This is a genomic window from Burkholderia paludis, from assembly GCF_000732615.1.
Classification (GTDB): domain Bacteria; phylum Pseudomonadota; class Gammaproteobacteria; order Burkholderiales; family Burkholderiaceae; genus Burkholderia; species Burkholderia paludis.
In genome coordinates, this window is record NZ_JPGL01000010.1 from 41,468 (window position 1) to 53,976 (window position 12,509).

General features: G+C 69.3%; 12 protein-coding genes. 1 reads left to right on the top strand and 11 read right to left on the bottom strand.

The window, feature by feature from the left end:
• Positions 1 to 753 precede the first annotated feature (753 nt).
• Positions 754 to 1,578 (top strand): response regulator transcription factor, encoded by an 825-nt coding sequence (locus GQ56_RS0106320; protein ID WP_031397841.1) that lies wholly within the window; start codon positions 754 to 756, stop codon positions 1,576 to 1,578.
• Positions 1,579 to 2,029: 451 nt separating this feature from the next.
• Here GQ56_RS0106320 and GQ56_RS0106325 read toward each other — a convergent pair whose 3' ends face one another.
• The 11 genes from GQ56_RS0106325 to GQ56_RS0106375 form a co-directional block, all read right to left on the bottom strand.
• Complete coding sequence (locus GQ56_RS0106325; RefSeq protein ID WP_031397842.1) at positions 2,030 to 3,010, bottom strand: type II secretion system F family protein; 981 nt, start codon at positions 3,008 to 3,010, stop codon at positions 2,030 to 2,032.
• Positions 3,011 to 3,046: 36 nt separating this feature from the next.
• Positions 3,047 to 4,024, bottom strand: coding sequence for a type II secretion system F family protein (locus GQ56_RS0106330; protein WP_031397843.1), 978 nt, complete (start codon positions 4,022 to 4,024; stop codon positions 3,047 to 3,049).
• Positions 4,025 to 4,057: 33 nt separating this feature from the next.
• The gene (locus GQ56_RS0106335) at positions 4,058 to 5,425 is read right to left on the bottom strand and encodes a CpaF family protein (protein ID WP_031397844.1); all 1,368 of its coding nucleotides are present in this window, start codon (positions 5,423 to 5,425) and stop codon (positions 4,058 to 4,060) included.
• A gap of 19 nt (positions 5,426 to 5,444) precedes the next feature.
• A complete protein-coding gene (locus tag GQ56_RS0106340; RefSeq protein ID WP_031397845.1) occupies positions 5,445 to 6,653 on the bottom strand; it encodes an AAA family ATPase in 1,209 nt (402 codons plus the stop codon).
• Positions 6,654 to 6,764: 111 nt separating this feature from the next.
• The gene (locus GQ56_RS0106345) at positions 6,765 to 7,061 is read right to left on the bottom strand and encodes a hypothetical protein (protein WP_031397846.1); all 297 of its coding nucleotides are present in this window, start codon (positions 7,059 to 7,061) and stop codon (positions 6,765 to 6,767) included.
• 20 nt (positions 7,062 to 7,081) lie between these two features.
• On the bottom strand, positions 7,082 to 8,932 hold the full coding sequence (locus tag GQ56_RS0106350) for a type II and III secretion system protein family protein (protein ID WP_052001428.1): 1,851 nt from the start codon (positions 8,930 to 8,932) through the stop codon (positions 7,082 to 7,084).
• Between the two features lie 104 nt (positions 8,933 to 9,036).
• On the bottom strand, positions 9,037 to 9,876 hold the full coding sequence (cpaB, locus tag GQ56_RS0106355) for a Flp pilus assembly protein CpaB (RefSeq protein ID WP_031397848.1): 840 nt from the start codon (positions 9,874 to 9,876) through the stop codon (positions 9,037 to 9,039).
• A 35-nt stretch (positions 9,877 to 9,911) separates the two neighbouring features.
• Positions 9,912 to 11,312 carry a P-loop NTPase family protein gene (locus GQ56_RS0106360; RefSeq protein WP_031397849.1) on the bottom strand — a complete coding sequence of 467 codons (1,401 nt, stop codon included), beginning with the start codon at positions 11,310 to 11,312 and terminating at the stop codon, positions 9,912 to 9,914.
• Positions 11,313 to 11,344: 32 nt separating this feature from the next.
• Positions 11,345 to 11,884 (bottom strand): A24 family peptidase, encoded by a 540-nt coding sequence (locus GQ56_RS0106365; RefSeq protein ID WP_031397850.1) that lies wholly within the window; start codon positions 11,882 to 11,884, stop codon positions 11,345 to 11,347.
• A gap of 27 nt (positions 11,885 to 11,911) precedes the next feature.
• Entirely contained in the window at positions 11,912 to 12,118 is a 207-nt protein-coding gene (locus GQ56_RS0106370; RefSeq protein WP_031397851.1) for a hypothetical protein, read from the bottom strand.
• An 82-nt stretch (positions 12,119 to 12,200) separates the two neighbouring features.
• A complete protein-coding gene (locus tag GQ56_RS0106375) occupies positions 12,201 to 12,392 on the bottom strand; it encodes a Flp family type IVb pilin (protein ID WP_031397852.1) in 192 nt (63 codons plus the stop codon).
• Positions 12,393 to 12,509 lie beyond the last annotated feature (117 nt).

Here is a 12,509-nt window from a genome sequence, read left to right on the forward strand (position 1 = left end):
ATATGCCCGGATGTGCATCTATCGATGCCCCCGAATCCGGATCGCACAATTCCTGTCACATTCCGCCGCGCCTGGCGTCGCCCTGCGCGGCCCTGTATTCAAAGTTCGGACGAATTATGAGACACGATGAAAAATTATCAAAGGCAACATTCTTTATAGATTGTAAAATTCCATGAATTCATGTAGTTACGTTAAAAAATGCCATCTCGCAAACGATTTCGCCACGCTTGATTTATTCGAAATGTTTTGCCGGGAGGACAATTTCTTTGATGGAGCGGATTAGAATTAAATGTGCAAAGTTCGGCCACATCCGTAAAATTGTCGGGAGCGGCGATTGAGAATCGAATGCAAAATGAAAATGGCGGAATTGGACAGGATTTGATCCTCAACCCTGTTGCACAAACCGCAATTCCCGGCGGGAAACTTGAAATTCAGGAAAACGGAGTGCCGTGAATCGAGTCGATGCGTCTGGCGTGAATTGAAATATACCCCTACAATTCGGCTCGCATCGATACCCGGCGGCCGCGTACATTTCAGCGCGTAACGGCGACAGCGCTTCGCGTCGTTGCCGGCCCGGCGATCGGGACTACCCACGTCCCGCATGACGCCTGCCGGTTGCCTGCCGTGCATGCCGGCGAAATCCGAATATCGATGCGAATATGCGCCGTCGTCGTACGGCATCCGTCGATTATTCCGAACCGGGCCGGACGCCCGCGGGAACGCAGCCAGCAGCCATTCCAGGACAGGTGCACGATGCCTTCACCGATCTCCGCATTGGGCGACGCCCATATCCTGATCGTCGACGATCAGCCCGACCAGCTTCATTTGCTGATCGACATCCTGCGCGGCACGGGGTGCCGGATCAGCATCGCGTCCGACGGGGTGCAAGCGTGCCAGCGCGCGCAGGCGCTCATGCCCGACCTGATCCTGATGGACGTCCGCATGCCGCGGATGGACGGCTTCACCGCGTGCGCGCTGCTGGCCGCCGATCCGCAAACGAGCGCGATCCCGGTCATCTTCCTGACCGTGGCGGGCGCATTGCACGAGCGCCTCGAGGGGTTCGACATCGGCTGCGTCGACTACGTGGTCAAGCCGTTCGAGCCCACCGAAGTGCTGGCGCGCATCCGCGTGCAGCTCGCCCGGACCCGGCGCGACCCGCCCGTCGATACGGACGGCCCGCTCGTGGCCGGCAAGGACGACGACATCATCGTCCGCGCGGCCATTCGCCATCTGGCGCGGACGCTGCACGATCCGCCGACGGTCGAACAACTGGCGCGCGCGGTCGGCACGCACGAAAAACGCCTGTCGCGCGCGTTTCGCGACAATCTCGGCCAGACGGTGTTCGAGTATCTGCGCCAGGAGCGGCTGCGCGTCGCCCAGGATCTGCTGGATTCGACGTCGCTGAGCATCGCCGGCATCGCGAAGGAGATCGGCTTTTCCACGCCGGCCAATTTCGCGACCGCATTTCGCGAGCGCTTCGGCCTCACGCCGACCGAATGGCGGCGCAAGAGCCGGCACCAACGCCAGCGCCAGCCCGGCGGACAGGCCGCGAGCCGGGAGCCGCAGCGCGGCGCGTAACCCGCGCGACCCCGTCGCATCGCGCGCCGGCCGGCACGGTCGGCTCGTTGCCGAACCCGCGCGCGCCCCCCGGCGGCGAATGCCGCGCGACCCCGATCCGCATGCAGGGGCCGAGCGGCCGCGCCGATCCAGCCATGGCTGCGGGGCACCGGGAACGCCGCACGAACCGCAGCCGCGCTGCGGCACCCGTTGCGGCGCCGCAGCACGGAGCGATGCCGGCACACCTCGCCGGCATGCGGAGCAGCGGTAGGGGGCCGCCGGTGCGGCGGTGGACTACGGCTCGTTCCATGGCCGACCATGCGTCCAGGACGCGTTGACGCCGCTATGGTCGACCTGTCTCGCGGCGCCGCCTGGGAAGGGAGCCTTCATGAAGCCGGTTGCCGTGCCGGCCGGCGGTCGTCCGGCACGCAAAACGCTGCGGGGCGATCCCGGCGCGACGCCGGTCCGCCGTTCACGGCGCGATGCCGACGAACGTCGGCAGCAGCACGCGATAGACGTGGATCAGCGCCGGCCCGAGCAGCACCATCATCAGCGCGGGAAAGATGCAGAAGATCAGCGGGAACAGCAGTTTCAGCGCGATTTTCGCGGCGCGCTCCTCCGCGCGCATCCGGCGTCGCGTGCGCAGCAGGTCCGACAGCACGCGCAGCGATTCGCTGATGCTCGTGCCGAAGCGGTCGGCCTGGATCAGCATCGCGCAGAACGATTCGACGTCCTCCACACCGGTGCGCAGCGCGAGATTGCGCAGCGCCGTCTCCTTCGTGAAGCCGGAGCGCATCTCGAGCAGCAGCAGGTCGAGTTCGCTCGAAACCACCTCGCTGCCGAAGCGCAGCTCCTCGCTCACCTTCATCAGCGCCGCGTCGAGCCCCAGCCCGGCCTCGACGCACACCGTCAGCAGATCGAGCGCATCCGGGAAATCCTCGAAGATCTTCTGCTGGCGCACCTTGACGCGCTGCGACAGCACCGCGTTCGGGATGTAGTAGCCGATCCCGGCGAGCGCGACGAGGATCACCGACAGCAGGACGCGCTCGTCCCCGAGCCGGGTCGTGACGAGCCCCAGCAGCGCGGCGCACGGCAGCGCGAGCGCAAGCGCCGTCTTCGCGGTGAAATACAGCGCGGCCGCGTTCTGGCCGCGCCAGCCGGCATTCATGAGCCGGATGCGCAGCGGCGAATTCTCCCAGCCCTCCTTCGGCACCGACAGCTTCGAGATCGGGGTGGACATCGCCACCAGCTTCTCGACCCAGCGCGACGCGACATCGTCGCCCGGGCCGGAGCCCGCGACGGCCGCCGCACCGGCCCCGGCGCCGCCGGCCTGCCGGACCCGGCGCTGGATGCTGCGCGGCGCGAACAGCAGCATCGCGACCAGCGCGCCGCCGGACACGAAGATGAACAAGCCGCCCAGCATCACGGCCTGGACCACGCTCAGGTTTTGCATGACAGCCTCGCAACGGTTCGTGATCGGGTTCGCGCGTCAGACGCGAATCCGGACAATGCGGCGAATCCACAGCACGCCGAATATCATCGACACCAGCATCGTGCCGACCATCCTGACCCCGGCCGGATCCTCCCAGAGCACCGACAGGAACTCGCGGTTCAGCAACACCATCGCCCCCGCGGTGCCGAACGGCAGCAGCCCGAGGATCCACGCCGACAGCCGCCCTTCCGCCGACAGCACGCGCACCTTGTCGAACAGCTTGAAGCGCTCGCGGATCAGCGAGGCGATGCTGTCGAGCAGCTCGGCCAGGTTGCCGCCGGTCTCGCGCTGGATCAGCACCGCGATCACGAAATAGCGCAGGTCGTGCACCGGCACGCGCGTCGCGAGGTTCATCAGCGCGTCGTGCAGCGACACGCCGTAGTTGACCTCGTCGAACGTGATCCGGAATTCGCCGCCCATCGGCTCGGGATACTCGTCGCCGATCATCCCGAGCGTGCTCGTGAACGAATGACCGGAGCGCAGCGCGCGCGCGATCATGTCGCAGACGTCCGGCAACTGCCGCTCGAGCTTGCGCAGGCGGCGCCGCCGGCAGCGCAGCACGTATGCGGTCGGCGCGCACGCGGCCAGCCCCGCGACCGGCAGCACGGCCAGTTGCGGCAGCGCGGCAAAGCTCGGCGCGAGCCACGCGAACGCCCCGAACGTCAGGCTGAGCACGATCAGCTTCGGGATCGACCAGTCGAGCCCCGACTGCTGGATCACGAGATCGAGCGTCTGCACGCGCGGCACGCGCAGCAGCAGGCGGTCGAACGGCTTCGTGTCGTCGAGCATCCGCTTCTTGAGGATCGACAGCCGCTCCTGCTGCACGTTGCCGCCGGCCGACATCGCGCGAATGCGCGACTCGATCCGGCGCGCGGCGGCGCCGTGCCGCGCGTTCCACCATTGATAGGCGCCCTCGATCGCCAGGACCACCGCGACGAAGGTGAGAATCAGAAAAGCGTAAAGGACCGTGTTCATGAAACCTCCCCGGGTTCGGGCGGCGGCAGGCCGTCAGTTCGGTTCGTAGCGCCGCGACGGGTCGTAGAGCGCATCCGGCAGGTTGATGCCGAACGCCTGCAGCCGCTCGGCGAACTTCGGCCGCACGCCGGTCGCGCAGAAGTGGCCGCGCACCGCGCCGTCGCGGTCCACGCCGGTGCGCCGGAACGTGAAGATCTCCTGCATGTTGACGACGTCGCCCTCCATCCCGGTCAGCTCCTGGATGCTGACGATCTTGCGCGAGCCGTCGGTCAGCCGCGCCGCCTGCACGACCACCGAGATCGCCGACGCGATCTGCTGGCGCATCGTCTTCGGCGGCAGCGACAGGCCGGCGACGCTGATCATGTTCTCGAGCCGCGTCAGCGCGTCGCGCGGCGTGTTCGCGTGGATCGTCGCGAGCGAGCCTTCGTGGCCGGTGTTCATCGCGTTGAGCATGTCGAGCGCCTCGGCGCCGCGCACCTCGCCGAGGATGATCCGGTCGGGCCGCATCCGCAGCGCGTTGCGCACCAGCGTGCGCTGGGTGATCTCGCCCTTGCCCTCGATGTTCGGCGGCCGCGTTTCGAGCCGCAGCACGTGCGGCTGCTGCAGTTGCAGTTCGGCGGCGTCCTCGATCGTCACGATCCGCTCGTTGCGCGGAATGGCGCCCGACAGGATGTTGAGCAGCGTCGTCTTGCCGCTGCCCGTGCCGCCCGACACCAGCACGTTCACCTTGGCGCGCGACAGCGCGTCCAGCAGCTCGGCCATCGGCGGCGTCAGGCTGTGGAAGCGTACCAGGTCGTCCATCTTCAGCGGATTGACCGCGAAGCGCCGGATCGACATCAGCGGCCCGTCGATCGCGGACGGCGGGATGATCGCGTTCACGCGCGAACCGTCCGGCAGCCGCGCATCGACCATCGGGCTCGATTCGTCGATGCGGCGCCCGACGCGCGACACGATCTTCTCGATCACCTTCATCAGGTGCGCGTCGTCGTAGAACGTCACGTCGGTCAGTTCGAGCTGGCCGCGACGCTCGACATAGACCTGCCGGTACGTATTCACCAGGATGTCCGACACGCCCGGATCGCGCAGCAGCACTTCGAGCGGGCCGAAGCCGAACATCTCGTCGTACACGTCGATCGCGAGCTGGCGCCGCTCGATGTCGTTCGCGGGCATCCGTTCGTCGTCGAGAATGCGCGAGATCAGCGCGCCGATCTCCTGCCGGACCTGCTCCTGCGGCAGCCGCGACAGGCGCTCCAGCTCGACGCGCTCGAGCACCGCCAGGTGAATTTCGCGGCGCAGCTTCTGGTACGCGTCGCGTACCGACGCGTGCGCCGGGCCGGCCGGCTCGCCGCCCGCCGTCAGCGGCGGGGTCCGTTGCAACGACATCTGTTCGCGCAGTGACATGATCGATTCCCCGAACGGATTACATGGACTTGAGCTTCGGTGTGGCCTTGCGGCCGAAAAGCCGGGACATCAGCGGTTCGCCGCGCACGGCTTCGTGCCCGGCGCGCACGTCGCCTTCGACGAGCCGCTTCGCATAGCCCTGCAGCGCGCGCGTGACCGCCGTGCCGCGCGCGAGCCGCGACACCGGGTGCCCCTGGTTGATCGCTTCGAGCACGGTGTCGGCGTCGTCCGGAATCGTGCAGGCGGCCGACAGGCCGAGCACTTCCTCGAGCGCGGTGCGGGTGCGCTCGCTCGCGCGCGTCGCGCGATTCACGACGAGCCGCAACCGGTCGGCCGGATAGCCGAGCGACACCAGGATCTCCAGCAGCCGGCGGCCGGCGCGCACGTGCGGCATCGCGGGCTGCAGCACGACATGGATCGGGTCGCTGCGGTCCAGCGCGACCATCGACAGCGGATTGATGCCGACGCCCGCGTCGAAGATCACGAAGTCGTAGCGCGGCGCGGCGACGCCCAGGATCCATTCGACCGCGTCCTCGCGTATCCCGGCGGCCTTGACCGGATCGCCGGCGCCCGCCAGCACGTGGAAGTTCTCCGTCACGTGCGCGACGCTCGCGTCGAGAAACGCGCTGTCGAGCCGCTCGATCTGCGCGCAGACCTGCGGCAGCGTCGACGGCGGGGTTTCGTCGCTGACGAGAAAGGCCGCGTCGGCGAACTGCTGGTTCAGGTCGATCAGCAGCACGCGACGCTTGAAGCCTTCGGCGATCTCGAATGCGACGTTGCCGGCCGTGAAGCTGGTGCCGGCCCCGCCCTTGCACGACATGAACGACACGATGCGGGTGTCGTCGGTATCGCGCCGCGTGCTTTGCACGGCCGCGCGTTCGAGCGCGCGGCCGAGCGCCTGCGGGTCGAGCGGCCACTGCAGCACGTCGCGCGCGCCGGCGCGCATCGCATCCAGCAGCACGCGCGGCGACGAGTCCGCCGCCGTCAGGATGCAGGTCAGCCCGGCGTGGGCGCGACAGATCCGCTCGATCGCCGACAGCTCGGACGCATCGAGCGACGTGCCGTCGACCAGCAGGATGTCGAACGCGTCGAGCCCGTCGGTGCGATGCTCGATCTGGGACGGACGGCCCGCGGCGCGCGTCGCGCGATAGCGTCCGCAGTCGGCCACGTGACGCGCGATCTGCGCGAGCCGCGCGGTATCGTCGGAAGCTACGAGGATGTTGATCATGTCGTGTGCCTCGCCGGTTCGATCAATGACAATGGGCGCCGCCGGTCGCGGCGCATGACTTCGGATGACGCACGGCGCGGGTCATGGCGTTCCTCCCCGGGCATGCGGCCGTTACTGGCCGGACTTGCCGACGCCGATCACGAACGCATTGGCGGCCGGCTCGATCTGCTTGAACGACTTGTCGTAGCCGTCGAGTGCGGCCGCGACCGCGCTGCCGTCGGCCACCGCCGGCCCCGCCGCGTGCGCGGCGGCGTTCGGATCGATGATCTGGGCCTGCATCACGGTGCGGACCGAGTCGCCGAAGCGGCTGTCCCACACCGGGGTCGACGACATGCAGCCTGCAAGCGCGAACGCGAGCGGTGCGGCGAGCGCCGCGCGGCGCACGAATACGAGGAAGGCGGATTTCATGAGTGTCCCCTTGGATGGCTTCAACGATCGCTGGACTCGGGTTCCGTACGCGTGACCTGCACGGCCGGCGCGTCGGGGCCGGCCGCCGCCACGCGGGTGGCCGCGTCGACAGGCGCGGTGCGGGCCGGGCCGGCCGCGTCGGGCCGCGGCGCGGCGGCCGCCACCGGCGCGCTCGCCTTCTGCGGCTCGGCCGGCGCCGGCGGCGGCGTGTCCGCGCCCAGCGGCGCGCGCGGTGCGGGCAGCGCGGCGGCCGGGCCCGCGGGCGCGGCCGGTTGCGGCATCGGGGCCGGCGGCGCGGCGTCCGCGCCGTTCGCCGGCCGGGCGCCCGGCTTGCGGGCGCCGCCGCGGCCCTCCATGTCGCCGGTCGCATACACGTCGGCTTCGCTCGGCTTCGTGAAGCTGTCGGTCGGCAACGGCACGTCGGCGGTCTGCAGCGGCTTCACGAGGTGCGGCGTGATCAGGAAGATCAGCTCGGTGCGGTCCTGCTGGAACGACGTGCTGCGGAACAGCGCGCCGAGCACCGGCACTTCGCCGACACCCGGGATCGCCTTCAGCGCGCCGGTCACGTTGTCCTTGATCAGCCCGCCGATCGCGAACGATTCGCCGTCGCGCATCTGCACCGTCGTCGACGCGCGCCGCGTCGTGATCAGCGGCAGGATCGACGTGCCGCCGATGTTGGACGCGCTCAGCGTGACGCCCGTCTGCGACAGCTCCGACACTTCCGGCGCGACCTTCAGGCTGATCCGGCCGTTCGCCAGCACGGTCGGCGTGAACTTCAGCGCGACCCCGTATTCCTCTTCCTGCAGCGTGATCGACGAGGTGCCGTTGCCGCTGCTCTGCGGGATCGGAATGAAGATCTTGCCGCCGGCGAGGAACGTCGCCTCCTGGCCGCTGATCGTCACGAGATTCGGCTCCGCGAGGACCTTGACCAGGTTGTCGGTATTCTGCGCATCGGCCGAGATGTTGAACGGCTTGTTGTTCGCCTTGCTGAAGGCGACGCCGCTGGCCACGCCCGCGAGCAGGTTGCTGACCAGCGCGCCGCTCCACGAACCGAACCCGCCCTGGATGTTGAGCGCGCTGCCCATCTGGTTGATCAGCGTCTTCGACACCTCGGCCACCTTCACCTCGAGCATCACCTGCTGCGGCGACGTGACGGCCAGCATGTTCAGCACGCCGCCGCCGGGCTTGCCGCCCGCGGCCGGGTCGCCGCCGCTGTCGCCGTATGCGCGGGCGATCTGCACGGCCGCCTGCGCGGCCTGCGAGCTCGACACGGTGCCCGACAGCACGATCGTGCCGGCCGCGGTCGTCACGCGGATGTCGCGTTCGTCCGGCATCAGCTGCAGCAGCGACGCCTGCAGGCCGCCGGCATCCGCGCCGACCGCCACGTCGATCACCCGGCAGGCGCCGCTCCGGCCCTGCACGATCATGTTGGTCGTGCCGACCGACAGCCCGAGGATGTACAGCGTCTGCGGCGACACCATGGTCGCCTGCGCGACGGCCGGATTGCCGATCGTGCGGTTGCGGACCGGCTCCGGCATCGGCACCAGCAGCGACTTGCCGAGCGGCACGCTGACGCTGCTCGACTCGCGCACCGCGCCGACGCAGTTCGGCCCGCGCAGCGGCCCGGACGATGCGGCCGGCGCGGCGGCCGGCGCCGGCGTCATGCTGATCGTCATCTGCACCGGCCCCTTGCCGATCGCGGCCGGCGCGCTCGCGCCGTTCTTCGCCGGCGCGGCCCCTTCGCCGCCTTCCTGGGCCACTGCGCCATGGACGACGAGCCATCCTGAACAAAGGATCGCGGCCATCGTCGTGCCGCGCGCGACGCGCGTGCGCAGCGGGCCGGTACCTGTACGTTGCGGTTTGATCTTCATTTCGTCTGATCCCCGAGAGACCGGCGTCGTGCCGGTGGTCGACTTCCGGGGCCGCCATGCGTTGCCGGCGGCCGGGTCTGATTGTCTGGATGAACGCGCGTGCGTCAGAAGCACTCGACGCTGCCCTTCACGCCCGTCAGCACGCCGACGCAGTCGTGCCGCGCGTCCGGCGCCGCATGCGACGCGACGTGCACGCGCACGGTCCGCACGCGGACGGCCGGCGGCGGCGCTTCGGGCGCGGTGTCCTTGCCGAGCAGCGTCAGCTTGGTCGCGCCGTCGGTGTTCAGCGTCTTCTGGTCGACCTGGTTGCGCAGCACGAGCGACAGCGTGCCGACGCTGCGCGCGAGGTCGAGCCGTTCCGCCTGATCGGGCGTGACTTCCAGCGTGACCGCGTTGACGACCTTGGGCGCCGTGTCGTCGCGACTGACCTGCTGCGCGACGGCCAGCACGAGGATGTGCTCGAGCACGATCTTGGAGATGCTCTGCCCGTCGGTCTTGCCCTGCTGCTCCTGCGTATTGACGATCACGTCGACATAGTTGCCCGGCAGCGCGAAGCCCGCGACGCCGACCACGTCGTTCACGCGCACCGTGATCGCCCGGCTGCCGTCCGAGATCACCGCCGACAGCCCGCCCTTCGTGCCGACCGGCGCGAGCTTCGCCTCGATCACCGGCTCGCCGCGCGACAGGCTGGCGCGCACGACGCGCCCTTCGAGCGCCTTGGTGTCCGTGAACGCGCCGATCGGCACGCTGCCGGACGGCCAGCTCACCATGTGGATCTGGTTCGGTCCGAGCGGCTCGCCCAGGTTCAGGTCGGTGCTGGCCACCGCGACCGGCGTGACCGAGCTCGTGGATGTCTGCGCCAGCCAGTGGGACGCGAACACGACCGCGGCAAGACCCGCGATCATCGCGACGACCAGCATCAGGATCGCTCGACTGTTTTTCATGGCAATGCTCCTCGACGAATCGTGAATGGAACGGCTCAACCGGTGACGTAGGTGCGCCCGCCGCGCTCGACGGTCGGCGGATCGCCGCCGTCGCGCTCGGGCGCCGCGCCGAAATAGCTCGCCCAGGCTTCGTGCAGCGCGTCGCGCGTGACTTCGGGCGGGCCGCCGCGATACCGTGCGCCGGCGGCCGCGAGGCGCAGCAGGTCCATCGGGAAGCACGCGAGAAACGCCTTGCCGGTCGGCAGATGCAGCCGGTGCAGCAGGTAGTCGAACGCGTCGCCCGCCGCCACGAGGCCCAGCGACGCGCAGGCCGCGTCGAACAGCGCGCGGTAGTCGTCGATCGGCAGCGGGCCGATCCGCAGCTTCGAGCCGAGGCGGCGCAGGAACGCGTCGTCGCAGAACTGTTCCGGCGACAGGTTGCTCGAGAACACCGGCCAGACATCGAACGGCAGCACCAGGCGGTTGCCCGAATCGAGCGTCATGAAATCGACGCCGCGGTCCAGCGGGCGCAGCCAGCGATTGAGCAGGTCGCGCGGCGCGACGCGCTGGCGGCCGAGATCGTCGACGACGTACATGCCCATGTTCGCCTTCATGTGCGGCGGCGCCTGATAGAAGCCCGCGGCGGCGTCGCGGCGCAGGTCGAGCTCGTCGAGCGTCAGTTCGCCGCCGGACGTCACGACCGGCCGTTCGCACAGGCGCCAGCGACGATCGACCGACTGGCCGCCGGGTTGCGACGCCGCGTCGACGTGCACCAGCGGGTCGTAGATCTGGATCACTTCGCCGGCCGCGCAGATCGCGTGCGGCACCGGCACGCAACCGCGCATCAGCGCGCCGAGCCGTTCGGCGAAAAAGGTCTTGCCGCTGCCGGCCGGGCCGTGGATCAGCAGCGGACGGCCCGCGTTCAGCGCCGCGGTGGCCGCATCGAGCACCGCCCGGTCGATCACGACGCCTTCGAACGCGGCCCATGCGTCGTCCCGGCCGACCGTCAGCTTGCGCACCGAATGCGCGGCCACGCTGGCCAGATACGCGTCGAGCGTCACCGGCGCGGGCCCGCTGTAGCTGCTGCGCGCCCGCTCCTCGAGCGCGAGCACGCGGCCCGACTCGGTCAGGCGGAACGTCACGTCGAGATCGGTCGCGCCGCGATGGGCGAGCTCGACGAGATGCTCGCGCACCAGGAACGAGAAAACGTCGTCGAGCACCGCGAGCGGCAGGCAGTGCCGCTCGACGAGGTCGCCGTACGACGGGCGGCCCAGCAGCAGCGTCGACTTCAGCACGAGCCCGGCGACGAACGTCCTGCTCAACCCGGTTTCGTCGAGCGAACGCGGCGCGGCCGGCAGGAGCGCGCCCGGCTTCGCGTGCGCCTCCCGCGACGGCAACGGATCGGGCAGGTGCGTCACCTGCGCGTTGTGGACCGGTTCGGTGGGATTCGGGTTCATGGTCGCTCCGTCCTCGGTGCGGATGCGTCGCGCTACGCGCACGACGCGAACAACATGGCCAGCGTGCCGGCCGCGATCGCGACGCCGTACGGCAGCGAGCCGACCGACGCGATGGGCGCGCCGCCGTCGGCCGACGCCGTGTGCGCGCCTTGCACGCGCCGCGCGATCAGCACGCGGACGTTCGCCCAGATCCGGCGCATGCGCCCGCGCGACAGCGCGAACGCGACGGCGCCGACCCCGCCGGCCAGGAAGGTGGCCAGCACGATGTAGCACGTCATTTCCGCGCCGACCCACGCGCCGATCGCCAGCATCAGCTTCACGTCGCCGGCCGCCATCCCGCGCAACAGGTAGAGCGGCAGCAGCAGCGCGAAGCCGGTCGCCGCGCCGGCAAGCCAGCCGAGCGCGCCGGCCGACACGCCGTGCAGCACGCATTGGGCGACCAGCGCGCCGGCCAGTCCGGCCGCGACGAGGCGGTTCGGAATGCGGCGGGTCGCGAGGTCCGTGCTGGCCGCGGCCACCGCGAGCAGCGTCACGCACAACGGAATCGGGTAAGGCGGCGCAACAGGTAGCATGGCGAACCTCGCGAGCGAATCGAAAAATCAGGAAACCATGGCCAGCGCGGTGGCCGCTGCGGCCGCGACGGCCGTTGCGATCACCCCGGGCGGATCGGCCGGCGGACCCTGGAACATGACGACGCTGCCGAGCACGGCGACGGCGAACGCCGCCGCGAGGAACGCGCACTCGATCGACGTCACGCCCGTTTCGTCGCCGGGCAGGCGGCATGCCGCACGCACCCTGTCTGCCATGATGGTCTCCGGTTCCGGCTGGATCGGGATACCGGGGACGGCTCGAACGCTGCACCGGCCGAGCCGCCCTCGGTACGGTTCATCAAAGGCCCGAGACCGCCGAATTCAGGTCGGCCGCGATCGTGCTGAACACGGTCTTCAGATCCGTACCGATCGTCGACAGCGCGGCGATGATGCCGACGGCGATCAGTGCGGCGATCAGGCCGTATTCGATGGCGGCCACGCCGTCTTCGTCGCGGATGAAATCACGGGTTTGTTGAATGAACTTGGACATGTCGATCTCCTTGTGTGGTGAATTTCAAAGCCCTCGCATACCGGCCGGTCGTCGACCGTGCATCGATACGCCGAGGAATGCTGCCGATGCCTGGATGACGCAGCGAACGATCCCGTT

Excerpts from the sequence above, each read along its gene's own strand:
- GQ56_RS0106320 (WP_031397841.1), top strand. The coding sequence starts at position 754 with ATGCCTTCACCGATCTCCGCATTGGGCGACGCCCATATCCTGATCGTC.
- GQ56_RS0106325 (WP_031397842.1), bottom strand. The coding sequence starts at position 3,010 with ATGCAAAACCTGAGCGTGGTCCAGGCCGTGATGCTGGGCGGCTTGTTC.
- GQ56_RS0106330 (WP_031397843.1), bottom strand. The coding sequence starts at position 4,024 with ATGAACACGGTCCTTTACGCTTTTCTGATTCTCACCTTCGTCGCGGTG.
- GQ56_RS0106335 (WP_031397844.1), bottom strand. The coding sequence starts at position 5,425 with ATGTCACTGCGCGAACAGATGTCGTTGCAACGGACCCCGCCGCTGACG.
- GQ56_RS0106340 (WP_031397845.1), bottom strand. The coding sequence starts at position 6,653 with ATGATCAACATCCTCGTAGCTTCCGACGATACCGCGCGGCTCGCGCAG.
- GQ56_RS0106345 (WP_031397846.1), bottom strand. The coding sequence starts at position 7,061 with ATGAAATCCGCCTTCCTCGTATTCGTGCGCCGCGCGGCGCTCGCCGCA.
- GQ56_RS0106350 (WP_052001428.1), bottom strand. The coding sequence starts at position 8,932 with ATGAAGATCAAACCGCAACGTACAGGTACCGGCCCGCTGCGCACGCGC.
- cpaB (WP_031397848.1), bottom strand. The coding sequence starts at position 9,876 with ATGAAAAACAGTCGAGCGATCCTGATGCTGGTCGTCGCGATGATCGCG.
- GQ56_RS0106360 (WP_031397849.1), bottom strand. The coding sequence starts at position 11,312 with ATGAACCCGAATCCCACCGAACCGGTCCACAACGCGCAGGTGACGCAC.
- GQ56_RS0106365 (WP_031397850.1), bottom strand. The coding sequence starts at position 11,884 with ATGCTACCTGTTGCGCCGCCTTACCCGATTCCGTTGTGCGTGACGCTG.
- GQ56_RS0106370 (WP_031397851.1), bottom strand. The coding sequence starts at position 12,118 with ATGGCAGACAGGGTGCGTGCGGCATGCCGCCTGCCCGGCGACGAAACG.
- GQ56_RS0106375 (WP_031397852.1), bottom strand. The coding sequence starts at position 12,392 with ATGTCCAAGTTCATTCAACAAACCCGTGATTTCATCCGCGACGAAGAC.